The following is a 26172-nucleotide window of genomic DNA, read 5'->3' as shown; positions in this document are numbered from 1 at the left end:
TCTCCAACATATTACAAAAAACTGTACTCAACAATATTATTTCGAAATTATTTTACATATACACAAAATAATTTGCATTTAGACCACCTCAATAGCATTATTTTTGATTTGTTTTATTTTTATTCTTATTTTACTTATTAATAAAAGCCTGCCTGAAAATCAGGCAAGCTTCTCTTATTTATTCATATTTGGCTTTACATGTGCTGGAATTGGATTGATATAGGAGCCCTTTGTTTCGATTGCATGCTCTTGTTTTGCCTGTTTAATTAATTCAGGCTGTTGCAATAAGTCAAAGGCTGTTAATGCCATAACTTTCGCTGCATAGAGTAAGCCTTTATGAGCAATAGACGTTTTTCCTTGTGACACAAGCTGCCATGTATGCAGAGGCGTGCCGAAAACAAAGCAAGGAGTGAAAAATTGAGCTGTTGGTACAACCCAGCTTACATCAGCAACATCTGTTGAACCAGCCATTGTTTTGTCCGATTTTCCATATGGGATGACCATATTTAAAAAAGGCTGCTCCTCTATAGTGTTAATCGACTGTGTACCCGCAATGGATAGCACTTCATTCTTGGCTGCTTGTACTTCATTTCCCGTTAATGTTTGCTTCATTTGCTGTGCATAAACAAGCTCTTGCTCTGTATATGTCGGTAACCCTACAGCTTGCAAATTTTTATACAATAGCTGGTTTACAGTATCGTTTGGTAAATAGTTGGAGCAGGCTTTATCAAACTTCACTTTGACCTTCGTTTCTGTCATAAGTGCTGCGCCTTCAGCGATTTTAACAACACGCTGATAAATTTCTTCAACTTCTTTTATATTTTTACCACGAATTAAATACAATACTTCTGCATGTGCCTGCACAACATTTGGTGACATACCACCTGTATTGGTAATTGCATAATGCAGGCGCACATTCGATGGTACATGCTCACGTAAATAATTGACACCGACATTCATTAATTCCACCGCATCTAATGCGCTGCGACCAAGCTCTGGCGAATTGGCAGCATGTGAGGCAATTCCTTCAAACTCAAAATATACTTGATAGTTTGCTAACGAAGAATAATTAAAAACGCTAGCAAATGAATGCGGATGCCAAGTTAATGCTATATCAACATCAGCGAATGCCCCTTCGCGCACCATAAATGTTTTACCGGAGCCACCTTCCTCAGCAGGGCAGCCGTAGTAATAAATTTGCCCTTGCACTTTTCCAGCATCAATCCATTCCTTTAATGCAAGCGCTGCGGCAATACCCGCTGTTCCAAGTAAATTATGCCCACAGCCATGGCCATTTGCTCCCTCTATAATGGCCTCCTGAATTGGTGTCCCTTCTTTTTGGCTTAGTCCTGGCAATGCATCGTATTCACCTAAAATGCCAATTACAGGACCAGTTGAGCCATACTTGGCAACAAAGGCTGTTGCCATTCCAGCAATACCTACTTCTACCTCGAAGCCTTGACCCTTTAAATAAGCAATTAATGTCTCTACAGATTGGTACTCCTCAAAGCGTGTTTCAGCAATCTCCCAAATTTGATCAGCGAGCGCAAGTATCCCCTCCTGATACTTATTTATATAAGATTCAAGCTCCTGCATCGTTTCCAGTGCCATCACTGTCATTTCATATCCTCCTCACAGAGACTTACTAACATATTTAACCATGCTTCAATGGCTGGTAACATATCGTCTTCCTCGATATCAAAGCATTCATTATGATGTCCTGCGGCTAAATTCGTTCCTATAATAGAATATGTAGCTAAACCGCCACTTTTCTGTACTTTTTCCATTAAAAATGTCGCGTCCTCTGAGCCTGCATTAAAATATTGATAATCAATTGTTGGAATGTTTAGCGCTTTTGTTACTTGTGCTAATTTTTCAGCTAGCTGTCGATCTGATGGCACACTGACTGCACTGCCAACCTTTTCATAATGCACTTTAATATCATACATCGTTGCAATGCCTTCTAAAATATTGCGCATTTGCTGCTCATAAAAGGCATTGATTTCTGTTGTTTCGCCTCGTAGCTCAAGCTGCATTTTGGCATTTGCTGCTATGATATTACGCCCTGCACCCGCATGTAGTGTACCAACATTTACACGGCTCGAGCCATCGCTATGTGGGGGTAGAGCATGTAAAGCGAGCGCGGCCTGCGCACTTGCTAGAAGTGCATTTTTCCCCTGCTCTGGGAAAGCCCCTGCATGTGCTGCAACCCCTTCAAACGTTACATCATATTTAGAGGTTGCTAAAAAACCATCCGTTCCTGCGACAAATACGCCCTTTTCAACACCTGTCCCGATATGTAATGCAAATAAATAATCAATATCATTTAACAGCTCTGATTCAACGAGTGCAGCTGCCCCACGCACGCCCTCCTCCGCTGGCTGGAATAAAATTTTAATCGTTCCCGTTAGCTTATTGCGATGCTGCATCATTTGCTCTGCTAGTCCAAGACCAATTGTTGCATGACTATCATGACCACACGCATGCATATAGCCTTCATTTAATGAACGAAAATCAAGCCGCTGTGGAATATGTTTATCATTTGTCGTTTCCAAAATCGGCAATGCATCAATATCGATACGGAATAGCACAGTTGGTCCTGGTTTTCCCGTTTCTAAAACCGCAAGTGCTCCTGTATAGCCACCTGCCATTTTTTCGAGCCACTTTTCATTCGCCCCAAGATTTTTTGCTCGTTCGAAAAACGATGCCATTTCCTTTTGATTAGGGAGTCCCATGCGCTCACCAACGACTAACTCTTGACCGACATGTACTGTATAGCCCCATGCCTCCAATTGATCAGCTATTTTTGCTGTCGTGCGAAACTCCAACCACCCTGGCTCTGGATAACGATGAAAATCTCTGCGCCATGCTGATAATGTATTTAAGTAATTTTTTGATAGTTGAATCATTTATTTATTCCCACCTTATTTGAATGCTAAATTCAATACCTTATATAAAGAGTACACTAAACTTAATATTCCGACAATTGAAATAAATCGGGCACCATCTGGTGAAAAGTATATTACGCACAGAAAAGTACCATTATAAATAAACATCTTATTAATTGTACCTTTTTATAGGTATATGCATTTGAAATGTTTTTCTCTAGCTTTTAAATTAGAGGTGAAATGACATGTCGGATTTTTTAAAGCTAGTAGGAGAACAGCTTCGCACCATTCGAATAGCAAAAGGATTGAGTCAAGATCAAGTAGCTGAAAGAACAGGGAAAATGGGCTTTAGTAAAGGGCGACTTTCCAATATCGAAAATGGTCAATCAAATATCACATTAACGACACTAGAAAGTTTAATCAAAGCGCTCGACATTGCGCCTGATGAACTATTTAATTTTCATAAATTGTCGGGTACGACAGATATCGAGGAAAAGAATTTAATGCTTGATATTCACCAGTCATTACTAAGAGACCGAGATTTAAGTGAAGTAAAATATGTTGTACGCATTACACGTGAATTTTTAGATACGATAGACGCTCAAACAAAGAAAAATGGCCCGAATAGTTAATTGCTATATTCGGGCTATTTTTAGTCTCAATCGACTTGTGGACGCTTCTCTATTAATTTCATAATGGGACATTGCTGAAAATTGCATATGCTTTTTGCCTTTAGGTATTTGGTTGAATCGTTATATATTTTGCCATAAAAAATCACCCCAAAATGTTGGGGTGAAGCACTAGTAGGTATTTTATCAAATATTATTTTCTCAAATGTAAAGTTTGCTCCATCATGTAAGCGATGCGCTCTACGATGCCTTCAACTTGCTCTGGATTCGCCATCAAATCATAATCATTAATATTTAAGCGTAGCACAGGGCAAGCATTGAAATTATTAATCCAATTTTCGTAACGCTCATGCATTTCATACCAATATGCATGCGGTGTTTGCTGCTCCATCGCGCGACCACGCTCTTGAATGCGTCCAATAATATCATCAACAGGCCCTTCTAAATAGACAAGTAAATCTGGATGTGGGAAATATGGCGTCATAACCATCGCATCAAATAAATTCGTATACGTTTCATAGTCTGTTGGATTCATTGTTCCTTTATCATAATGCATTTTCGCAAAAATGCCTGTATCCTCGTAAATGGAACGATCTTGAATAAAGCCGCCTCCATATTCAAAAATGCGCTTTTGCTCCTTAAAACGCTCCGCTAAAAAATAAACTTGTAAATGGAAGCTCCATTTCTCAAAGTCCTCATAAAATTTGTCTAAATATGGATTTGTATCAACCTTTTCAAAAGATGTGCGGAATTGCAAAGCTTCTGCTAACGCCTTCGTCATTGTTGATTTCCCTACACCTACTGTTCCTGCAATTGTAACCACTGCATTTGCTGGAATTCCGTACTTTTCTCGTAAATTTATCACTACTGTATACTCCTTTGTTTTAACTTGTCTTCTATTATTTGCAATACATTTTGTAAATCAGCTTCATTTTCTACAAAATCAATTTCATCACCGTTTAGCTGGATCACAGGGATTTCTGGATGCATCTTCACAAAATGCTGGATAAACTCATGATAATCCGCCGCTAGCTGCTCCATATATTCGCGTGTAATATTTTTTTCAAACTCTCGACCACGCTTTGCTATACGCTTCATTAACGTATCAACACTTGCATGCAAATAAACGACCATATTTGGTACAGGCATATCAGCCGTTAAAATTTTATAAATCGCCTCATACTTTTCATATTCTGTAGGCTGTAGTGTGCGTTTAGCAAAAATTAAATTTTTAAAAATATGATAATCTGCAACAACTGGCTTTTGCTCTCCTGCTAAATACTGTTTAATATCAGTTAGCTGTTTGTAGCGATTACATAAAAAGAACATCTCCGTCTGAAAGCTCCACTCGCTAATATTTTCATAAAACTTCCCTAGAAACGGATTTTCATCAACAATTTCCTTCAATAAATGATATGTAAAATGCGATGAGACAGCATTAGATAAAGATGTTTTGCCAACACCAATCGGACCTTCTATTGTTATAAATGGAACTGTCACGAAAAGTTCCTCCTCTTAATTTCGAATTCATCAATGCTTTTCATTGTATCATAGACACGCTAAATTGTGTGAGAATTGTGTGTGTGCCTGGCACTCTGCTACAATGACATTAAGGAGCGATGAAAATGGACGTATTTGAAAAAGACCGCTATTTTATGCAGCAGGCACTTATTGAAGCACAAAAAGCAGGGGCAAAAGGAGAAGTACCAATCGGAGCCATTCTTGTACATAATGAAGAAATCATTGCACGTGCTCATAATTTGCGTGAAACGACGCAAAATGCTGTGACACATGCAGAGCTGTTAGCAATTCAACAAGCATGTGAAAAAATCGGAAGCTGGCGTTTAGAGGATACGACTTTATATGTCACATTAGAGCCCTGCCCAATGTGCGCGGGGGCTATTTTACAATCGAGAGTGCCACGTGTTGTATATGGGGCACGTGATATGAAGGCAGGCTGTGTTGATTCTTTATATCGTTTGCTTAACGATGAGCGTTTTAACCATGAGTGCGACGTAGTTGAAGGCGTTTTAGCTGAAGAGTGTGGGCAAATTTTAACGGACTTCTTTCGTACATTACGAGCACGTAAAAAAGCTGAGAAACAGGGGCGGCGTGAGCTACAATGACAACGCTAGGCTTTATACGGCACGGCATTACTGCATGGAATAAAGAAGGCCGAGAACAAGGTCGGCTCGATATTCCACTACATCAGGATGGTATAGTTAGTGCACAGCTACTAGCAAAAAAATTAGCAGATGAACATTGGGACGCTATTTTCACTAGCCCTTTAGCACGTGCACAGCAAACAGCTGAAATCATCGCACAGCAGTTTAACACAATATCTGTACAAACAGATATGCGCTTATGTGAAATTGGGACAGGCTTAATGGAAGGTACAACGGAGCAAGATCGTATTGCACAATGGGGCTTACATTGGCGAAACTTGGAATTGGGCATTGAGCCAGAACAAGAAATTATCGCTCGTTGCCAATCCTTTTTAGATGATGTCAAACAAACATACCCAAATAAACGAATACTTGTAGTTAGTCACGGTGACCTGCTACGACGCTTGCTGCAGCTTTTCGGCTATGACCTTCCTCGTATGGACAATACCGCACTCACAATTATTCAACAAAATCAGCTACTGTTGTTTAACTACACAGCCCACTAAATGCTATAACAATTGTAATCAAAGAGCCCGACGAAAAGCCGATTATTTGAGAAATTGATGCTCATATTATCGGCTCCATTTGTCACATCTCCCCATCAACCTCTGTTTAAAATCCTATTGAGCTGTGAATTTCTTTCATCACATCATGAATAGATTTATCTGTAGAGATTGTCAAATCGCTGCTTTGAATGATACGAGCTTCAAAGTGAATTTTATCATCGACTACCTTTGCCCATTCTTCCTCACTTTTCCCAAAAGAATTATTTTCTCTAGCTTGAATTCTTTCTTTCATTACCTCTAAAGGAGCTGTGAGCGTAATGACAAAATCTAAATAAGGATAGATTTCTTTTTGGTTGATTGCAGTGCCTGCAAGGAAAATACTTTTGTTTCTATTATGGTTAATGTAATCCAGAATTCTTTGTACATCCATTGTACCATCAAAGAAAATCCAACCATTATAATCTAAGTCAATTGTTAGATGACCATCTTGATTAAGATGGTCAAGTATCGTTGTCTTCCCAACACCCGACATGCCAGTTAATAATACTTTTACCACTCTAGTATCCCCACCTTCTTTTAGCATGAAAACTCTTCATTTCACAAAATAGTATTGAAAGAAATATGAATGATAGTAAACGCTATATTGCTTCACATTTCAAGGATAAATCGTCGCATCAATGTTCATTCATGATAAAGTAAAGAGTGCTATATGAAAAGGTGATACTTTTCATACAGCACTCTTGCCATTTCACTGCAAATGCTCTGCTACAACAAAGCTTGCCTCTGTCTTCTCTTGGATTTCCTCTATAGAGCTGCTTTCCTGCACTTCCACTAAAACCATGCCCTCATCTGTAAAATCAAAGACAGCTAAATCTGTAATTAAACGATGCACAACTGCTTTCCCCGTTAAAGGCAATGTACAAGCCTTTTTAATTTTCGATTCGCCATGTTTATTGACATGCTCCATAATGACAACGACACGCTTTGCGCCAACGACTAAGTCCATTGCGCCCCCCATGCCTTTGACCATTTTGCCTGGAATCATCCAGTTCGCTAAATCGCCTTCCTGCGAAACCTCCATGCCACCTAAAATAGCTAAATCAATATGGCCACCACGAATCATGGCAAAGGATGCTGCACTATCAAAGAATGCCGCACCGCGCGCAGCTGTAACTGTTTCTTTCCCGGCATTAATTAAATCCGCATCAACTTCTGCCTCTGTTGGATATGGTCCAATGCCGAGCAAACCATTTTCCGATTGCAATAGCACATTGACACCTGCTGGTAATGCATCTGCAACAAGCGTCGGAATACCGATACCTAAGTTGACATACATGCCATCCTGCACTTCCTGTACAGCACGCGCTACAATCAATTGTCTGCTATCATGCATATTAAGCATCCCCCTTCACAACACGTCGCTCGATACGTTTTTCATAATTTTCTCCTAATAAAACACGCTGTACATAAATACCTGGTGTATGAATTTCATCTGGATTCAGCTCGCCAGCCTCGACAATTTCCTCTACCTCTGCAATCGTAATTTTTCCTGCTGTTGCCGCAAGTGGATTAAAATTGCGCGACGTTTTACGGAAAACTAAATTGCCCATCGTATCTGCCTTCCAAGCCTTCACTAGCGCAAAATCGCCAACGATGCCTTCCTCCAACAAATACTCCTTACCGTTGAACATTTTTACTTCCTTGCCCTCTGCAATTGGTGTCCCTACCCCTGTTGCTGTATAAAAGCCTGGAATGCCTGCACCGCCTGCTCGAATACGTTCAGCTAATGTCCCCTGTGGTGTCAGCTCAACTTCTAGCTCACCACTTAAAAATTGCTGCTCAAAAATTTTATTTTCACCTACATAGGAGGCAACCATTTTTTTAATTTGCTTATTCGCAAGAAGTAGACCTAATCCCCAATCGTCTACCCCACAATTATTGCTAACAACTGTTAAATCCTTCGTTCCTTTATCCTTTAATGCGTCAATCAATTTCTCTGGTATACCACAAAGCCCAAAGCCACCAACAATTAACATGCTGCCATCCCCAATATCTGCAACAGCCTCGCTAAATGATGACCATACTTTATTACTAGCCAACATAAACACCCCTTTTCTGCATTGCTTACTAAAAATTCTACCTTATGCATGATTTTCAGTAAAGAGGTGCTACTGTCTTTGTCTTACCCACAACAAAAACCCTGCCGCTAGCAAAATTGATACAATAACCGGCAACAGCATTTGCCCTGTTTGAAATAAATAAACTTCGCTACCTACAACTAAAATTAGTACAATAATATATGTGTAGCTAGGCATTCGAATATTCGTAAATAGCAGCACATAAATAAATGGCAGTAACACTGCATTCATCATGCCAAAAAATAGCACAGTCGAAAGCAAGGAAATTTGCTCAATCGCTGATAGTAAGCCAACAATAAGGAACAGCGATATTAATGTTGTCGCCGTATGTGCGATGCTTCCCCTTCTAGCAGCTTGAAATGCCTTCAAGCTATTGAGCAATACCATGAAGCACGCAACAACGCTAAATATGCCAAATAGATAGCTTAGCCACAAGGATTCCTCTCTATATAAAAAGGTTAGTATAAGCACCTCTAAGTTTTCAAAGGACCCTCTAAAAATGGCAATCATTAAAATTGCGGTAAACGAAAAACCGAGCAATATTTTAATAAAGGCAGCAGATAATAAAGCATTTTTGCGTTTCTCTTGCTTAATAAATGAAAGATTAAACCATGTTGGAAAATCGACAAGTACTTGTCCAATCGCTACAAATAAATAAGCGATGAACACTGAAATAATTTCTGGATTTTTATAATAAAGCAAATAAGGGTGATACAAGCGGATTCCTTCATAAATTTTCGTTGTCCCATTCAATACAAAATAATAAATCGGGATAAACGTTAATGTGCTAAACAATGCAATCATAAATAGCATCGCTAATAAATAAAAGCCGTTCGTTGATGTGTAAAAGGCGAAAATAACAAGCATGATTAAAAAGGCAAATAAAAATTGAAAATACCAGTCGCTAAAAACCATATGTGCGAATGTATACAATACAACAAATTGCACAATCCATAGCTCGTATTGAGCAAAATACGCGATGCTTTTAAAAAAAAGGCGGTTACGCCCTGTTGTTTGCTGCTGAATTCGTTCTGTAATATATACGGTGGCTGGCTGCCATACTCCCGCTCTTTTCACAAAAAAAGCAAGGGCAACTAAAGCAAAGCCATAGCTAAATGTATAAATAATCCCAAAAAACAGCCCATATTTTATTAATGTTTTTTCAGAGGACATAAGTGGATTCCCTGTAATCCAACGCACTAATAATAAGCTTGCACCAAAGGCTGTGCCAACTAGGTAAAAATTTGATGTGAAAAAGCTGCTAATGCTACGCTTCATTGTTGTGATTCACTTCCATCACCTTAAATTCCCTCGGCGCCATCCCATATTTCTTTTTAAATGCGACGCTGAAATAATGCTGACTATTAAAACCACTTTGCTCCGCAATTTCCGAAATGCTGAGCTTCGGATTATTTAACATGCTCGCCCTTGCCTTTTCAAGGCGATAATTGTTGATATATTCATTTAAGCCAATTTGCTGTACCTCTAAAAATTTTCTACTCAAATAGCTTGGATGAACAAAAACCTCAGCTGCAATCGAATTGACGGTCAATTTCTCAGCATAGCGTTCGTGAATAATGGATAATGCCGCTTGAATTGTTTCATTTTGTGATGACCACTTGTCGTATTTTTTTATCGTTTGAATAAGCTCCTCTTCAATAATCGGCTTCGTCAAATAGTCTGACACCCCTACGCGGATAGCTTGCTGCGCATAATCAAAGCTTTGATAGGCAGTAACCATAATAATGTCTAACTCATATAGCTGCTGCAATTCCTTCGCTAGCTCTAGCCCTGTTTTACCCGGCATTTGAATATCTAAAAAGGCTAAATGAATACGGTGCTGCTTTGCTAATGCCATTGCCTGTGAGGCGTCCTGTGCCTTATAAACATGCCAATTAGGAAAATGCGGCTTAATCAAATATTCCAACTGCTCAATTTCTAAAAATTCATCATCTACAATGAGTAAATTCATTTTTCTCCCTCCCCCTCTTCCAGCTCATTCATTATTGGTATTTCAATAAAAACAGTAAACTCGCTATTTTCATTTGTCGCATAAAATTGATAGCTTTCCTTGCCATATAATAACGTCAAACGAGATTCGATATTCGCTAAGCCGTAGCCGCTTTCTTCATGGCTATTTTCCTCATATTGACCATGCTGTGAGTTGCGCACAAGCAGCTGTAGACTATCATTTATCAATTGCATGGAAATAAACATCTCCGCAGGTCCAGAGTATTTCTCAAAGCCATGCTTAAAGGCATTCTCAACTAAAGTTTGCAGTAAAAAAGGCGGTATTTTTTCAAGCCTCGCCTGCTCTGAAACGTCGAGAGTTAGTTGAAGTCGCTCACCAAAGCGATATTTCTGAATAATATAATAGTGGTGAATCAACGCTAATTCATCTGATACAGGCACTAACATATCTGTATCTTTATAATGAAATTTTAAAAATTGTGCTAAGCTCTCTGTTGCCTTCACTAAATCCTCTTTACGATTTAATCTGGCCAAGCCTAAAATAATATTCAATGTATTAAAAAAGAAATGTGGTTTTATTTGCTGATTCAGCTTCATCAAATTGACTGATTGCAAATCCTTCTCCAGCTCCAGCCTTCTTTTTTCTTCCTTTAAACTATCAATTTGCTTCTCAAAAATCGAAATAAACCCCAGCAGCATCGCGGAGATGATGGGGGTCAAAATACAAAGCATAATAAACATATTAAATGTGTCTAATTGAAGCATACAGCAACACTCCTGCTGAGTTGTGTGACTTTCATTAAAGCATAGAATCATCGTCCAAGAAATTTTTTTGCCTCATGCAACTCATAGAAAGTTTTCCCAATAGTGACATGCCGCCCTATGTCCGTCTTTTACTTCTAGTAATTGCGGCTCCTTCTGCTTGCATTGCTCCGTCGCAAACGGACAACGTGTATGGAAGCGACAGCCTGTTGGCGGATTTAATGGTGAAGGTACATCTCCCTTTAAAATAATCCGCTCACGCTTTTGCCCTTTTTCAACTGTCGGAATAGCTGAAAAAAGTGCACGCGTGTATGGGTGGACAGGTGTAGCAAACAATGATTTCTTATTGGCAATTTCAACGATTTTCCCTAAATACATTACAATGACACGGTCTGAAATATGGCGTACAACGCTTAAATCATGTGAAATAAATAGCAATGTAAGCCCTAATTCCTTTTGTAGCTTTTTTAATAAATTTAAAATTTGTGCTTGAATGGAAACATCTAATGCAGATACCGATTCATCACAAATAATAATTTTTGGATTGACCGATAAAGCACGTGCAATCCCAATACGTTGACGTTGCCCACCTGAAAATTCATGGGGGTAACGCTCTAAATATTCAGGCTGTAGACCCACTAATTGCATGAGCTCAATCATGCGTGCCTCCTGCTTGTCCTTCGGTACAACATCTTGAATGGACATCGCTTCGCTTAGCATCTGACGAATCGTTCTACGTGGATTTAAGGAAGCATAAGGGTCTTGGAAAATAATTTGAATATCCTTGCGTGCTACACGTAGCTGCTTTTGCGTCATTGCTAATAAATTTTCACCGAACAATGAAATGCTGCCATCTGTTGGCTCATCTAAACGCAAAATCGAGCGTCCTGTCGTTGATTTACCACAGCCTGACTCTCCTACGATGCTCAATGTTTCACCTTCATATAGCTGAAAGGAAATATCGTCCACTGCACGCACAACCTGCTTTTCGCCAAATAGCTTTTCCTTTTTCAAATAAAAATATTGCTTTAAATTCGTCACCTCTAAAATTGGTTGCACCTCACCCATCATTGCTCACCACTTTCCTGTAGATTCCACTTCTCTGAATATTGATAGCAGCGTACCTTGCGCCCTTCTGCCATTTCAATTAGCTCAGGCTGTGCCGCACGACATAGCTCTCGTGCAAATGGGCAGCGATCCGCATAGCGACAGCCTTCAGGATAATGATATGGACTTGGCACAGAGCCTTCGATTGTTTGCAGCTCGTCCTGCTCCTCATAAAGCTTCGGCAACGAGTCAATTAAGCCGCGTGTATATGGGTGCAATGGCTCCTCAAAAAGCTGCTCTGTTACCCCTTCCTCAATGACTTGCCCAGCATACATTACTGCCACCTTATCACACATTTCTGAGACGACACCTAAATCATGTGTAATAAAAATGATGCTCATGCCCATCTTTTGCTGTAAATCCTTTAAAATCTCTAATATTTGTGCTTGAATCGTTACGTCCAGTGCTGTTGTTGGCTCATCTGCAATTAATACATCTGGACTACAGGCTAAAGCCATTGCAATCATAACACGCTGACGCATTCCGCCACTAAGCTGATAAGGCTCTTGTTTTGCACGCTTTTCAGGCGATGGAATCCCAACGATACGCAGCATTTCAACAGCCTTATCCCATGCTTGCTTACGTGGCAACTTTTCATGTAAACGAATCGTTTCCGCAATTTGCTCACCTACTGTTAGTACAGGATTTAAACTCGTCATTGGCTCCTGAAAAATCATTGAGATTTTTTTACCGCGAATTTTGCGCAGCTCCTCCTGTGATAGGCCAACGATGTTTTTGCCATGCAATAAAATTTCACCATTAACAATTTTCCCTGGAGGTGATGGAATCAAGTTTAAAATAGATAGGGAGGTCATTGATTTTCCACAGCCTGATTCCCCTACAACGCCGATTGTTTCACCTTTATTCAAATAAAAGGAGACACCGTCTACCGCCTTGGACACACCTTCCTTTGTGAAAAAATGTGTTTTTAAATTTTTCACCTCAAGCACCTTTTGCTGTTCCATGAAAATCCCCTCCTAGTTCAAATCAATACGTTTATTGAAGACACGATATAAAATATCGACAATTAAATTTACAAAAACGAAAATTAATGAAGCGACTAATACGCCTCCTTGTACGATTGGCAAATCACGTGTGCGAATCGCATCGACAATCATACGTCCTAAGCCGTTGACTGCAAAAACTGATTCAACTAATACCGTCCCACCTAAAAGGCTACCAAACTGCAAGCCTACTACTGTAATAACAGGAATCATCGCATTGCGTAGTGCATGCTTGAAAATAATGACATAGCCCTTCAAGCCCTTCGCCTTCGCTGTGCGAATAAAATCCTGATTAATGACCTCCAGCATACTTGAACGTGTCATACGAGCAACGATTGCGGCACCACCAGCCCCTAACGTAATCGCTGGTAAAATAATATGCTGTGGACTTTCCCAGCCAGCAACAGGCAGCCAGCCCAGATTAATAGCAAATGTATACATTAATAAAATCCCTAGCCAAAAGCTTGGCAACGAAATACCTAATAATGCAACCACCATAAAGCTCATATCTAACCAAGAATATGGGCGAATTGCTGATACAATCCCTGCGATTAAGCCTAGAACAATGGTAATTGCAATACTATACATCGCAAGCTCAAAGGTAATTGGTAAGCGTGTTGTAATTTCCTCTAATACGGGCTTGCCATTTTTTAATGAATTACCAAAATCACCTTGCACAACACCTTTAATATATTCGAAATATTGCACGTAAATCGGTTTATTTAAGCCGAGCGATTCTCGTAAATCCTCTATCGCTTGCTCTGAAGCGCCTTCACCCGCTAAAATCACGGCTGAATCCCCTGGAACCATTTGCATAATTAAAAATACAACTAATGTTACGCCAAGTATGACAGGAATGACCTGTGCTAAACGTTTTACAATAAATAATGCCATTATGTCCGCCTCCTATGCCTTCATTCTTGGATCAAGTGCATCTCGCAGCCCATCACCTAATAAATTCAACCCTAATACTAAAAACGAAATCATTATTCCTGGGAATAATGCCATATGCGGTGCGTTAAATAAGAAATCACGCCCTGCTGATAGCATTGCTCCCCACTCTGGTGAAGGTGGCTGTGCGCCTAAGCCTAAAAATGATAAGCCTGCTGCTGATAAAATCGCAGTCGCTAAACGCATCGATGCTTGAATAATAATTGGCGATAAAATGTTCGGTAAAATATGTCTAAATAAAATAATGATATTATTTGCTCCAAGCGTTCTCACCGCATCAATATACTCTAGCTTTTTCACTTCCATCGTAGAGCCACGTACAATACGAGCAAACATTGGAATAGAGAAGAAGCCGACAGCAATTGTGACATTGATTAAGCTTGTCCCTAAGGCACTAACAATCGCTAAAGCTAATAAAATCCCTGGGAATGCTAGCATGACATCAATCATACGACTAATAATTGAATCTACTCGCCCGCCATAATAGCCAGCGACTAAGCCTAGTAAAATTCCAATCGAGCCACCAAATAATACAGCTGAAAAGCCAACACCAACTGTTAAATAGGAACCATATAAAATACGACTAAGAATATCGCGACCTTTATCATCTGTCCCCATTAAATGCTCCATGCTCGGTCCCTGTAACTTATTTTGCAAATCAATTTCATATGGATCATATGGTGCAACGAGCGGACCGAAAATTAATATTAGTGCATAAATACCTAAAATAATAAGACCTGCTAATGCAGCTTTATTTGAATAAATTTTGTACCATAATTCTTTTCGTTTCTTCTTTCTTACTTGTGAGCGCATTTGACTTAATGACACCGCTTGAACATTTTCACTCATGCTGCTACCTCCCTGTTCGATAATGGTGTCTTCAATTTAAAAAACTTTTGCACGAAAGTAAATACGAATATTCGGAGTTGTCAGAATATTTAAAGAAGAGGTCAGATTTGTGAAAATACTTCAAGATTTTTTTCGCTATAATGCAATTAGGTTAACCAAAACACATTACACGAAAGAAGGTTAGAGCATATGAAAAAGTTCAAAGCGGCATTTCTACTTTTATTAATCGTAGCGATTTTACAGGCTTGCTCCACAGCAAATAATGCTACTGAGAAGGAGTCTAATGGAGAAACTTCTTCTTTAGCAGACGAATTAATTATTTTACGTGCATCTGATGCAACAAGCTTAGACCCACACTTTATTACAGATATCCCATCTGCTAATGTTGTGCATGGCAAAGTGTATGAAACATTAGTCGTATTTGATAAAAATCGTAATCTTGCACCATTATTAGCGAAGTCTTGGGAGCAAGTAGATGAAACAACTTGGGTATTTCAATTAAATGAGGGCATCAAATTCCATGATGATGCAGATTTCAATGCAGAGGCAGTAAAAGCAACATTTGACCGTCTATTAGATCCTGCAACAAGCTCTCCACAACGTGATAAACTAGGTATGATTGAAGAAGTAACAGCAGATAGCGACTATCAAGTAACAATCAAATTAAACCAACCATATGCTGGGCTATTAGCGATTTTAGCAAGCCAAGAAGGTAGTATTTTAAGTCCAAAAGCTATTAAGGAAAATGCTGAAGGCTTAAAAACACACCCAGTTGGTACAGGTCCTTTCGTCTTTGATTCTTGGACATCTGGTCAATCTATTAACTTAACAACAAATGAAAATTATTGGGGCAAAAAGCCTTCATATAAGAAGCTAACATTTAAAATCGTCCCTGAGGATGCAACTCGCTTAGCAATGGTAGAGAGCGGAGAAGCGCATATTTCAGACCAAGTGCCTGTAACAGAATTAGACCGCATTGATAACTCTTCAACAATGTCTTTATTCCGTACAGAAGGTTTAGCTGTTGAATTCGTAGGCTTTAACGTACAGGATAGCCTATTATCGGATGCCAAAGTACGTCAAGCAATTAGCTACGCAATTGACCGTGAAGCAATTATTAGCGGTATTTATGATAATGTTGGTACATTAGCAAATTCAGCAATGAGCCCAATGGTTGTTGGCTATTCTGATAAAGTTAAAGGCTATGACTACAACCTAGAGCAAGCAAAAGCTTTATTAAAAGAAGCTGGCGTTGCAGAGGGCACAACAGTTAAATTATTAACGAGCGACCGTAAAGAGCGTATTAATATGGCTGAGGTTATTCAATCACAGCTAAAAGGTATTGGTTTAAATGTAGAAATTCAAGTAATGGAGTACGGTGCATTTATTAACGAAATTACAAATAAAAATCACCAAATGTTTATTAGTGGCTGGGGTAATGCAACAGGCGATGGCGACTATAACCAATACAACTTATTCCATACAGTATCTCAAGGTGCACCAGGTAACCACTTCTTCTACTCTAATCCAGAGGTGGACAAGCTAATCGAGGCAGCACGTGGTGAAGCAGATTTAGACAAACGTGCTGAATTATATGAACAAGCAATGACAATTGAATTAGATGAAGCAGTCTATATTCCAGTTCGTAACTACGAGCACCTTGCTGTTTACAACAACAATGTGAAAAACTTCTGGTTAGATGCTTCAAACTACACAATGATTGCAGATGTAGAAATTACTAAATAAGTAGGAAGGATGATTTGCTTCATGAAACGATTGATTAAACAAGCTCAATTAGAAACTGGCTATCAATACGATAATGATTTCATTGTAGGTACAACGATTGCACCATTCGATATTTTAATTGAGGATGGACAATTCAAGCAAATTGCACCGATGATTGAAATCGAGCCTGACATGGAAGTGATTGAAGCGAATGGGCAGCTACTGCTGCCCTCCTTTCGTGAAATGCATATCCATATCGATAAAACGTATTTCAGCGGTGAATGGAAAGCGCCGATTCCAATTACAAAGGGCATTTTAACGCGCATTGAGGAGGAGCAAACATTGCTGCCAAAGCAATTGCCCTTCGCAAAAGAACGTGCAACAAAAATGGTGCAGCATTTAATTGCACATGGTCATACACATATTCGCTCACATTGTAATGTTGACCCACAAATCGGCACAAAGCATATCGATATTACAATAGAGGTACTAGAATCCTTTAAGGAGCAAATTACTTACGATATTGTTGCCTTCCCTCAGCATGGCTTACTCCGTTCAGCAGTCGAGCCTTTAATGCGTGAGGCAATGGAAAAAGGAGCAACACATGTTGGCGGTGTAGACCCTGCTATCGTTGACCGTGCAACGCATCAATCGTTAGAGACGATGATTCAAATTGCTAAGGACTACGATAAGCATATCGATATCCATTTACATGATCGTGACACACTTGGTGAGCATGAATTCCATGTGATGATGGATTTATTAGAGAAGCACGACTTTAAAAACAATGTCACAATTAGCCATGCCATTGCGCTATCTGATTTACAAGGAGAGCCTTTAGAGAAGCTAACAAAGCGTCTTGCCTCCTTCAATATTGATGTCACAACAACTGTGCCAATTGGGCAAAATCGGTCAACGATTCCCATCCCATATTTATACGAAAACGGTGTACATGTCTCTGTTGGACATGACAGCTTAACAGATCACTGGTCACCCTTCGGTACAGGCGATACGATTCAAAAATTAAATGTCTTAATCGAGCGCTTTAAATTTATTGACGAATATCGCATAAGCCAATCATTAAAATATGCAACAGGTGGCATTACACCATTAAATGCGGAAGGTCAGCAAGTATGGCCAAAAGCAGGCGATGCTGCAAATGCATTGCTAGTCGATGCGGTCAGCTCGGCACATACAATTGCACGCATGTGCCCAATCACAACCGTTATTTCAAAGGGCGCTGTGATTCACCAAGAAAATGTTGAATTGAAAGGAGCTTACCGATGAGTCAATGGTTATTAAACGTTCGCCTCGAAACGGGTGAGCAGCTACATGAAGATGGAAGCATCCAAACAACAACGGATTTATTTCATATCGAAATTAATGCTGCTGGACAAATTGCACAAATGACACCAGCTGATGCAGCATTCCAGCCCGAAAATGCTAAGGATATGCAAGGGCAGCTTGCATTACCCGCATTCAAGGAAATGCATAATCATTTAGATAAAACATATTTATCATTACCGTGGAAGGCATGCCGTACAGTTAGTGGCTTAGAAGAGCGTCTACATTATGAATCTTTAGAGCTTTCCGCTTTAGCAGATAACTGTGAGCAGCGAGCAAGTGCAATGATTGAGAAAATTTTAGGCTTTGGCTCAAACCATATTCGCACACATGTCAATATCGACCCATACATCGGTCTGAAAAATTTAGAAGGCGTTTTAGCCGCACTAAATAAATATAAGGATTATGTAACAGCAGATGTCATCGCCTTCCCTCAGCATGGGCTGCTGCGCGATGATGTACCTAGCCTACTACGTGAGGCTTTACGCAACGGTGCAACGATGCTTGGTGGGTTAGACCCTGGCGGCATTGACCGTGATATTGAAAAATCGCTCCAAACAACAATGGATATTGCACAGGAATTTAACGTTGATGTCGATTTCCATTTACATGACAATGGGCATTTAGGCTATTATACGATTGATAAATGGCTTGATTTGGTGGAGGAAAACGGTTTTACAAGAAAAACAGATTTCAGCCATTCGTTCTCCTTAGGTGATGTCACAGTACCAGAGCAAATTGCTATGGCAAAGCGCTTAAAGGAGCATAATGTTGCTATTATGTCGACAGTACCATTCAATTTAGGTCGCAATATCCCACCAATTGATTTATTAACAGAGCATGGTGTTAACGTTCACTTTGGCTGTGATGGCTTCTACGATTCATGGAGCCCATACGGCTCAGGCGATATTTTACAAAAAGCCTGTACATTTGCGGATGTAACACGTAAAATTACAGAGCGTGAACTGCGTCAAAGCTTATGCTATATTACAAATGGTGTGACACCACTGAACAATGAAGGTCAAATGCAATGGCCGAAAGCAGGCGATGAGGCAAGCTTTGTTTTTGTCACATCGAGCTGTAGTGCAGAGGCTGTTGCACGTCCACCGAAAAAACGTACACTGATGAACAAAGGAAAGTTTTTTAACTAATTATTTATGAAATTAAAAGTTTATGTCATTCTTATTTTTTGTGTTAGCCTGTGGGCTTCCAATTTTATTATTGGCGCACTGCTCGTCAATTATTGGTCAGCCTTGCACATAACCGTTTATCGCTTACTGTGCATTTGCTTATTTTTAGGCATACTTGGCTTTCCAACAATCCGCAAAGCACGCATTCGACCAAAGCAATGGCTGCTGCTTTGCATAGCAGCAATACTCGGTGTTAGCATCAATCACTTTAGCTTCTTTAAAAGCTTAGAAACGACTAGCCCTATTACTGCTGCCTATATTTTAGCTTTGACACCAATTATGACCGGAATCATTAATCGCGTTGTACGAGGAGAAAAGAAAGGCTGGCTATTTTGGCTTGGCTCTATTATTTCTTTTACAGGTGTAGGCTTAATTATTTCTGCAAAGCAAGGTGCTAGCGCTTCGTTTGGTGTTGGGGAAATTTTTAGCTTCTGTACAATGCTTAGCTTTGCCATTTTCCTTGTATTACTGGATGTATTAAGAAAAGAATTAGATAGCTTCAGCGTTACTTTTTTCACAAGTTTTATCGGTTGCCTTGCCTTACTCCCTTTTTTGAGCCTTGCACCAATTGTACCAAGACAAAGCGCTGACCTACCGATCATTCTTTTATTAATCATTTCAGCTATACTCGTACATGGCGTCAGCAATCTCGTATGGAATGCCAACCAGCATAAAGTTGGCTCAACCAATGCGGCTATTTTATTAAACTTAGAGCCTATCATTACGATGGTGCTAAGTGCGGTAATTTTGCATGCCTTGATTCACTCTAGCCAAATTATTGGCGGGACGCTCGTATTAACAGGAATACTGATTTCTGTTGTGCTGAGTGACAAAATAAAACACTCGGACTCTTTATGAGTTCGAGTGTTTATCCTTCTATCAAGGCTATATAAGGAATTTGTTTGCCATCTACCTCCGCAATCATATACTGCGTATTTGTTGAAAAAAGCTCTGTTCCCACTGCCAATTGTGTTGCATAAAGATTTTTAAAACCTAGCCAACGAGTGGTCGTTTTCTTAATTTCCCCTAGTTTCTCGCCTTTAGTAAAGGTTATATCCAAGTCAGACACCTGCTGATAAATTAAACCTTCATACTGTAAAATATCCGCTTGTGCATCATCTTTTAAAACCGATTTAGCTGTTGGATTTGTAGGACTTCCCGTTGAACAGCCTACTAGTGCTAAACAAAATACTAAACTAAGCAGCAACGTTTTTTTCATTAACTACAAATGGAGGCTCATAATTAAGAGCTCGCCCTTCTTCCCCATTGTTCTAACGCCTTCATCTACAAACCCACATTTTTTATATAAATGCTGTGCCGCACCATTTGTAGCATTAACAGCCAACACAATCTCATTAACATTTGGAAAATGTGCTTTTACAAATGTCGGCAATAGGTTTAAAGATTTTTGTGCATAGCCTTGACCAACATGTCGGAAATCTGTCGAAAAAGCTCTTAACAAAATAGCAGCTGAATTTTTCGAATAAGGTTTGACCCCATCCTTCTCATGTAAAGTAAAAAAGGTAACTAACTGATTGTTCTCCATAGCTAAAATAGAATGTCGAGTTGAATCCATTTTTTGCTTTTCCACACATGCTTGCGGCGTGTCTGTATAATCCAATTGTTCCTCTGTTAATACATAATCTGCTACTAACTCTGAAAATTTTTCCTCATAAAATACTAATTCCATCGTTCCCACCTCACAAAAAATATACTAGCAATCATAGTACAAAGTAAAACATAGTTTGTACTAGAAGTGCTAGTAAATTTTTAATGTAATAAATAAACATTATCATCAAATAAGCTTTCAAATTCATAAGAATAAATATTTATATTAGCGTTAATCGCAGCAGCAAAATTGCACACCTTTGGCTCTAATATTAGGCTTAACATACGCCCTTCATCAACCCCCATGACAATAGCCATTTCTGCAGTCAAAGAATATTTGCGAATTAATTGTCTAATTTGATTAATCTTCGGCTCAAGCACCTCAACTAATGGCAACAACAATTGATTCGTGTCATACGTCTCATAGTATTCCTTCCCATATTGCCAAGTGGTAAAATTACAAAACGTCGAGTTAGACAAAGGTTCCTCCTGATGTTCATTAACAAACGTCGGAAATAAATCCAAAACCTCTGTCACTTCTTCAACTGGAAAGCTCTCCTGCTTATTCAGCAAGTGAAAATAAGCCTGTATCCTCATTTTGTAACCACCTTTTAGAAATTAGTTATTAATAAAATATGTATCCCATTCACAAGTAAGCTACAATGACTATTTTATTTCCCCTTTTAGCTTAAATAAAATAGTCATTGTATTAAATATACAATCAAATCACAAATTTACTCTCCAATTCCAATTAGCCAGTCAATAAAAAGTGCTACTTCTTGAATCATATTAGCCCTCCTATCCTTCTATACGAATTATTTGAAATTATCATATAATTCCCATAGCAAGATATTGTAAAATAAGCGTATAAGCTTATTTCATATTTTAGGAGGATACTAAATTGCTCGGTTCAACGGTAAAAAAGATAAGAAATAGTAAAAACTATTCTCAAATACAAATTACCAAAGGCATTCTTCATCAAACTAGCTTTTCTAAATTTGAATTGGGGAAAATTAATTTAACAGCAGAGCATTTCAATAGGATTTTACATAGGCTAGATATTAGCCATGAGGAGTTCAAATATATCCATAATAATCATCAATTAACAGAACGAGACTATATTATTCAGTCATTTTTAAAGCTTCGATTTATAGATATTCATGTATTAGAAGATATCATTCATAAAGCAGAGATATTACTACAATCAGAGGAAGATAGGTATATTCAAGATATTTATTTTATCAGTAAAGGCTTTATCTCACTAAAACGAGATGGAAATTTTGATACTGCTAGCACTCATGCTCATCAAGTTTGGGAGCGTCTACAAAAATTTGACACATGGTATTTATCTGATATTCATTTAATAAACAATATTCTATTTTTATTTCCTGTCGAAACAGCTATTTCAATCAGTAAATTAGCGATAGCTCAGTTGGAACGCTATCATAGTTTAGATACAAAATATCATCTTATGACGATTACTTTTCAATATAATTTAGTACATCTATTAATTCGTGAAGGTTATTTTAAAAATGCCTTTGAATTAAATGAACAAGTAATAGCAAGCTTTAAGAAAAGAAAACTTTATTTTCAAACGGCCTTATCAATGCTACGTAAACAATTATTACTAACAAAAATTAATAAGGGTATGTATGTTGAAGATAGTATTAAGAGTTTATTCGATTTAGCAACAATTATTGATGATCAAGAATTAATTGAAAAACTAAAAGAAGAACAAACATACTTAATACAAATTCTCCAATTATAAATAAAAAACTTGTTGGTAGCCCTTACTACTTACATATTACTCTTTTCCCTTTATTTTAAATGATATGTTTAATGACAAAACAAAATATTCAAATTTAGATATTAGAAAGGACACACATCATGACGTATGGAGAAACTTTAAAAATCATTCGTAAAAATAAAGGATATAGTCAACAATATTTAGCAAAAGATATTTTATCCCAAAGCTCTTTTTCAAAATTTGAACATAATCAATCTGATATTAACTTTGTTGCTTTTCATCAATTATTAGAAAGATTAAATATGACCTATAATGAATTTTTCTTTATTCATGAGAATTTTCAAAGACCGCCTAAAGCACAATTAGTAAAAGATTTCTTTTCACTACCGTATAATTCAAAATCAGAATTACAAAAGATGCTAACTAGTATTAATGATTTTTTACAGCATGATGAAGATTTCTTAGTAGAGGATTTACGTATAGTTTGTTTAGCTTTATTATCTCTTGGAAAAGAGCACGGTATGGAGGAAGCTAGAAAACTTGTTACCCCTATCTGGAAACGCATGTCGACATTGCATAATTGGTATGCAATAGATTTTTTATTACTAAATTCTATTTTATACGTTTTCCCTGTAGACACAGCGCTTGAAATATCTAAAAACATGATTCAGCGTTTAAAAAAATATAAACAATTCGAAGAAGTACGATTATTAAAATCTAGTATACAAATTAATATCTCATTATTACTAATTAAAAATGAGCAATATGCTAAAGCTCTTGAAACCTTAAATCAAGTATTAAGTCAACAACTGAAATCATTACCTTATGCATTAGTAGCTGTTTGCCTTTATAGAAAAGAAATATGCCTACAAAAACTAAACCCAACTACTGATAAACCTTATTTAACTAAAGCTTTGGAATTAGCTAAAATATACGAAGATGATTCTTTACTAAACGCAATCACTTTAGAATTCGAAAAATATACAAATATATAGTTTGGCCCTAGCTATCCTTAAAGACCATTAAAAAATTGATGGTCTTTTTTATTTCATCAGTTCATCCCCAGTTCAGATTCACCTTTTATAGTAAAGCTATCAACAAATGGAGGTGCTTCAGATGAATTTAGCTTTAAAGGAAATGAAGCGGAATAAAGGGCGATTTATCATTATCGGCTCGATTGTTTTTTTGATTAGTTTTTTAACATTGATTATTTCTGGGTTGGCAAATGGTTTGTCGCAGGATAATGCAGCATTGATTAAAAATTTGCCAAATGGGCAGTTTTATATGACAGAAAAGGCAGATGGGACATTTACTATGTCTCAAATTCCTCAACATTTACAGGATGAAGTGCTTGAGCAGCAAAAGGATGCTGTCGCCCTATCTATTCAAATGGGCTTTGTCAATGATACAGAGGAGCAACAGCATGGTGTTGCCTTTGTTACATCGACAGTTTCAAATCTATTTCCATCTATCCAACAGGGCGAGGTGATGCTCGACGAATCGCTTCAAGAAAAAGGAATCAAAATTGGGGATCGCTTAGTGAACAATCAGTTAAATAGCGAGTTAATTGTCAAAGGCTTTGTACAGGAGCAAAAGTATAGCCATGCGCCCGTTGCCTTTATTAGCCAACAGGATTATCAAGAAATGTATCGGAGTAATGCGATGCAATTAATTTTCATAGCAAATCCAGAGGTGCAAGCTATTGATGAATTGCAAGCATTTTCAGCAAAGGCATTGCTTGAGAGTATCCCAAGCTATAAAGCAGAACAATTATCATTAAATTTAATCGTTGGCTTTTTAATTGTTATTAGTGGCATGTTATTCGCTATTTTCTTCTATATGATGAATGTGCAAAAGATTGGTTTGTACGGTATTTTGAAGGCAATTGGCTTAAAAACGATGAAGCTATTTCAGCTTATTTGGATACAAATGCTTGTCATTACAGCAATCGCACTGATACTAGCTACTGGATTAAGCCAAGCGTTTGCGCTATTGGCCCCTAGCGGCATGCCATTTCATTTATCCCTTATGACAACACTACAGTTTGCAGGTATTTTCCTAGTCATTGGTTTTATTGGAGCGACGCTTTCAGGCTTACAAATTAAACAAATTGAACCTTTACAAGCAATTCAACGAGGAGATGGGTAAAATGGCGTTATTTACAATAGAAGATGTATATAAAACCTTTCAAAATGGGGATGTGCAGGAGGAAATATTAAAAGGAGTTAGCCTCACTTTACACGCAGGTGAAATGACCGCTTTAGTCGGTGCTTCTGGCTCTGGTAAAAGTACATTGCTAACGATTGCAGCAGGGCTTCAGTCAGCTTCATCAGGAAACATTATCTTTGAGGAAAAAAATTTAACAGCAATGAATGCTGAACAAATTCGTCAAATCCGTGCTAGCCAATTTGGTTTTGTTTTTCAATTTGCACATCTCGTGCCATTTTTAACGGTGGAGGAACAGCTTACTCTAATGTTAAATGTAGCAGCAAAGCATGAGCAAAAGCAGCAAATTGACCGTATTTTATCATTAATTGGTATGGAGCATCGCAAAAATATGTATCCTGCCTCATTATCAGGCGGAGAAAAGCAGCGAGTTGCCATTGCCCGGGCAATTATTCACCAGCCAAAAATTTTATTTGCAGATGAACCGACAGCTAGCTTAGATTCTACACGCTCTAAAGAGGTGATGGAACTATTACAAAGCATCACAAAAGAATTAAATATCGCTACATTGATTGTTACACATGATGAGGAGATGCTAACATATGTTGACCGCATTGTGAAGATGGTTGATGGGGTTATACAATAGTATCGGCTTCTTATTTTAGCAAGAGTAGCCACTATACATTTTTAGTTTTTTATCATAGGAATTTCTTGTTACTGCTTCTGCAAATAGTTAGAAAATAGAAACCGCAACGACAATTAATCTAAATGGTTTATTCTATCATAAAAGAGCAGAACCCCCCGCAAGTGCATTTGCGAAGGGTTCGTTTGTGTACCAGTTTGTACTATACTCTTTTTTGCTGATGCCCGTATATCATTGGTTATCAGCTTTTTAAAGTATGTTTCACTACAATACAATATAATACATGTAGCCTTAATTAATAATTTTGTAATTTTTTAAAGCTTAATCCAGTCATAATCCCAACTATCAAATACATCAACATAAGCATATACATAATTGTTAGTAGGTAGTCCATTTGCGTACACTCTCTGTGTCACTCTGTAAGTATAGTATTTAGCTTTAAATATAATTTTTTTCCTTTCGTTAGCAGCAAGAGTAATTGTATAGCTAGTTCCATGGGTTTGTGCAACCCCAATTGTTATCCCTAATGAAGCTGCAATGTTTCCCTGACCTATTGGATATTCTCCTGATATTGTATTTGTAAATTCACGATTAAGTGTTGTTGATTCATTAATACTTAACGTTCCTGGTCCTCTACCTGAAGGACCACTTCTCTCAGGATAAGAATAACCTACACCCCAAATTTCTTTATTAGTAATTTTATCACTAGCGTCGCATTAAAATAATTCAACGCATCGTATTAAACTGAATTTTCTGTAATATAATCCAAGCATAAAAAA

The 26172-nt window shown here is 38.1% G+C and carries 28 protein-coding genes; 11 read left to right on the top strand and 17 right to left on the bottom strand.

The genetic code is table 11. From position 1 onward, the window contains the following. Positions 1-174: 174 nt before the first annotated feature. Together M3Z76_RS17490 and M3Z76_RS17485 are read right to left on the bottom strand one after the other, a co-directional pair. Positions 175-1620: a M20 family metallopeptidase gene (locus tag M3Z76_RS17490; protein WP_363319902.1), complete on the bottom strand. Its 1446-nt coding sequence runs from the start codon at positions 1618-1620 to the stop codon at positions 175-177. Continuing rightward, the gene (locus tag M3Z76_RS17485; protein WP_293929261.1) at positions 1617-2909 is read right to left on the bottom strand and encodes an amidohydrolase; all 1293 of its coding nucleotides are present in this window, start codon (positions 2907-2909) and stop codon (positions 1617-1619) included. Before M3Z76_RS17485 ends, M3Z76_RS17490 begins: the two co-directional genes overlap by 4 nt. 224 nt (positions 2910-3133) lie before the next feature. On the opposite strand from M3Z76_RS17485, the gene M3Z76_RS17480 reads away from it, so the two are divergent. After that, positions 3134-3520 (top strand): helix-turn-helix domain-containing protein, encoded by a 387-nt coding sequence (locus M3Z76_RS17480; RefSeq protein WP_293929260.1) that lies wholly within the window; start codon positions 3134-3136, stop codon positions 3518-3520. A 190-nt stretch (positions 3521-3710) separates the two neighbouring features. On the opposite strand, the gene M3Z76_RS17475 is transcribed toward M3Z76_RS17480, so the two are convergent. Together M3Z76_RS17475 and M3Z76_RS17470 are read right to left on the bottom strand one after the other, a co-directional pair. After that, entirely contained in the window at positions 3711-4379 is a 669-nt protein-coding gene (locus tag M3Z76_RS17475) for a deoxynucleoside kinase (protein WP_293929280.1), read from the bottom strand. Positions 4380-4381: 2 nt separating this feature from the next. Beyond that, positions 4382-5017 carry a deoxynucleoside kinase gene (locus M3Z76_RS17470; RefSeq protein ID WP_293929259.1) on the bottom strand — a complete coding sequence of 212 codons (636 nt, stop codon included), beginning with the start codon at positions 5015-5017 and terminating at the stop codon, positions 4382-4384. A 125-nt stretch (positions 5018-5142) separates the two neighbouring features. On the opposite strand from M3Z76_RS17470, the gene tadA reads away from it, so the two are divergent. Both tadA and M3Z76_RS17460 read left to right on the top strand, forming a co-directional pair. Then, the gene (tadA, locus tag M3Z76_RS17465; protein ID WP_293929258.1) at positions 5143-5643 is read left to right on the top strand and encodes a tRNA adenosine(34) deaminase TadA; all 501 of its coding nucleotides are present in this window, start codon (positions 5143-5145) and stop codon (positions 5641-5643) included. Further along, the gene (locus M3Z76_RS17460; protein ID WP_293929256.1) at positions 5640-6188 is read left to right on the top strand and encodes a histidine phosphatase family protein; all 549 of its coding nucleotides are present in this window, start codon (positions 5640-5642) and stop codon (positions 6186-6188) included. Before tadA ends, M3Z76_RS17460 begins: the two co-directional genes overlap by 4 nt. Positions 6189-6294: 106 nt before the next feature. Here the strand turns inward: M3Z76_RS17460 and M3Z76_RS17455 are convergent, their stop codons facing one another. From M3Z76_RS17455 to M3Z76_RS17410, 10 genes are all read right to left on the bottom strand, one after another. Then, entirely contained in the window at positions 6295-6744 is a 450-nt protein-coding gene (locus M3Z76_RS17455; RefSeq protein WP_363319901.1) for an AAA family ATPase, read from the bottom strand. A 192-nt stretch (positions 6745-6936) separates the two neighbouring features. Next, positions 6937-7581, bottom strand: coding sequence for a 3-oxoacid CoA-transferase subunit B (locus M3Z76_RS17450; protein WP_293929254.1), 645 nt, complete (start codon positions 7579-7581; stop codon positions 6937-6939). A gap of 1 nt (position 7582) precedes the next feature. Continuing rightward, positions 7583-8290, bottom strand: coding sequence for a CoA transferase subunit A (locus M3Z76_RS17445; RefSeq protein ID WP_483310186.1), 708 nt, complete (start codon positions 8288-8290; stop codon positions 7583-7585). A gap of 66 nt (positions 8291-8356) precedes the next feature. Then, positions 8357-9604, bottom strand: a complete 1248-nt coding sequence (locus tag M3Z76_RS17440; RefSeq protein WP_293929253.1) for a hypothetical protein — start codon at positions 9602-9604, stop codon at positions 8357-8359. Beyond that, the gene (locus tag M3Z76_RS17435) at positions 9594-10298 is read right to left on the bottom strand and encodes a response regulator transcription factor (protein WP_293929252.1); all 705 of its coding nucleotides are present in this window, start codon (positions 10296-10298) and stop codon (positions 9594-9596) included. The genes M3Z76_RS17440 and M3Z76_RS17435 overlap by 11 nt, the downstream gene beginning before the upstream one ends. Next, entirely contained in the window at positions 10295-11062 is a 768-nt protein-coding gene (locus M3Z76_RS17430) for a sensor histidine kinase (RefSeq protein WP_293929251.1), read from the bottom strand. Before M3Z76_RS17430 ends, M3Z76_RS17435 begins: the two co-directional genes overlap by 4 nt. 81 nt (positions 11063-11143) lie before the next feature. After that, positions 11144-12127 (bottom strand): ABC transporter ATP-binding protein, encoded by a 984-nt coding sequence (locus M3Z76_RS17425; RefSeq protein WP_406601095.1) that lies wholly within the window; start codon positions 12125-12127, stop codon positions 11144-11146. After that, positions 12127-13131, bottom strand: coding sequence for an ABC transporter ATP-binding protein (locus M3Z76_RS17420; RefSeq protein ID WP_293929247.1), 1005 nt, complete (start codon positions 13129-13131; stop codon positions 12127-12129). The genes M3Z76_RS17425 and M3Z76_RS17420 overlap by 1 nt, the downstream gene beginning before the upstream one ends. A gap of 12 nt (positions 13132-13143) precedes the next feature. Next, positions 13144-14064, bottom strand: coding sequence for a nickel ABC transporter permease (gene nikB, locus M3Z76_RS17415; RefSeq protein ID WP_293929245.1), 921 nt, complete (start codon positions 14062-14064; stop codon positions 13144-13146). Positions 14065-14076: 12 nt separating this feature from the next. After that, complete coding sequence (locus M3Z76_RS17410) at positions 14077-14934, bottom strand: ABC transporter permease (protein WP_293929276.1); 858 nt, start codon at positions 14932-14934, stop codon at positions 14077-14079. Between the two features lie 225 nt (positions 14935-15159). On the opposite strand from M3Z76_RS17410, the gene M3Z76_RS17405 reads away from it, so the two are divergent. Genes M3Z76_RS17405 through M3Z76_RS17390 form a run of 4 tightly spaced genes read left to right on the top strand, consistent with a single transcriptional unit; the run spans position 15160 to position 20087 of the window. Further along, entirely contained in the window at positions 15160-16716 is a 1557-nt protein-coding gene (locus tag M3Z76_RS17405; RefSeq protein ID WP_293929243.1) for a glutathione ABC transporter substrate-binding protein, read from the top strand. Between the two features lie 21 nt (positions 16717-16737). Next, positions 16738-17982: an amidohydrolase gene (locus tag M3Z76_RS17400; RefSeq protein ID WP_293929241.1), complete on the top strand. Its 1245-nt coding sequence runs from the start codon at positions 16738-16740 to the stop codon at positions 17980-17982. Next, complete coding sequence (locus M3Z76_RS17395; protein WP_293929239.1) at positions 17979-19190, top strand: amidohydrolase; 1212 nt, start codon at positions 17979-17981, stop codon at positions 19188-19190. Before M3Z76_RS17400 ends, M3Z76_RS17395 begins: the two co-directional genes overlap by 4 nt. 6 nt (positions 19191-19196) lie before the next feature. After that, positions 19197-20087: a DMT family transporter gene (locus M3Z76_RS17390; protein WP_293929237.1), complete on the top strand. Its 891-nt coding sequence runs from the start codon at positions 19197-19199 to the stop codon at positions 20085-20087. A gap of 10 nt (positions 20088-20097) precedes the next feature. Here the strand turns inward: M3Z76_RS17390 and M3Z76_RS17385 are convergent, their stop codons facing one another. From M3Z76_RS17385 to M3Z76_RS17375, 3 genes are all read right to left on the bottom strand, one after another. Continuing rightward, a complete protein-coding gene (locus M3Z76_RS17385; RefSeq protein WP_293929235.1) occupies positions 20098-20448 on the bottom strand; it encodes a hypothetical protein in 351 nt (116 codons plus the stop codon). A 3-nt stretch (positions 20449-20451) separates the two neighbouring features. Beyond that, positions 20452-20919: a GNAT family N-acetyltransferase gene (locus tag M3Z76_RS17380; RefSeq protein WP_293929234.1), complete on the bottom strand. Its 468-nt coding sequence runs from the start codon at positions 20917-20919 to the stop codon at positions 20452-20454. Between the two features lie 80 nt (positions 20920-20999). Beyond that, the gene (locus tag M3Z76_RS17375; RefSeq protein ID WP_293929233.1) at positions 21000-21434 is read right to left on the bottom strand and encodes a DUF4279 domain-containing protein; all 435 of its coding nucleotides are present in this window, start codon (positions 21432-21434) and stop codon (positions 21000-21002) included. Between the two features lie 304 nt (positions 21435-21738). Here M3Z76_RS17375 and M3Z76_RS17370 point away from each other — a divergent pair, with 304 nt between their 5' ends. From M3Z76_RS17370 to M3Z76_RS17355, 4 genes are all read left to right on the top strand, one after another. Further along, a complete protein-coding gene (locus tag M3Z76_RS17370) occupies positions 21739-22605 on the top strand; it encodes a helix-turn-helix domain-containing protein (RefSeq protein ID WP_293929232.1) in 867 nt (288 codons plus the stop codon). A 119-nt stretch (positions 22606-22724) separates the two neighbouring features. Then, positions 22725-23579: an Rgg family transcriptional regulator gene (locus M3Z76_RS17365; protein ID WP_293929230.1), complete on the top strand. Its 855-nt coding sequence runs from the start codon at positions 22725-22727 to the stop codon at positions 23577-23579. Positions 23580-23700: 121 nt separating this feature from the next. Beyond that, complete coding sequence (locus M3Z76_RS17360; protein WP_293929228.1) at positions 23701-24732, top strand: ABC transporter permease; 1032 nt, start codon at positions 23701-23703, stop codon at positions 24730-24732. A gap of 1 nt (position 24733) precedes the next feature. Then, positions 24734-25396: an ABC transporter ATP-binding protein gene (locus M3Z76_RS17355; protein WP_293929226.1), complete on the top strand. Its 663-nt coding sequence runs from the start codon at positions 24734-24736 to the stop codon at positions 25394-25396. Positions 25397-26172 lie beyond the last annotated feature (776 nt).

This window comes from Metasolibacillus sp., from assembly GCF_025291715.1.
GTDB lineage: Bacteria > Bacillota > Bacilli > Bacillales_A > Planococcaceae > Metasolibacillus > Metasolibacillus louembei.
This window is presented reverse-complemented; position numbering and strand designations above follow the sequence as displayed.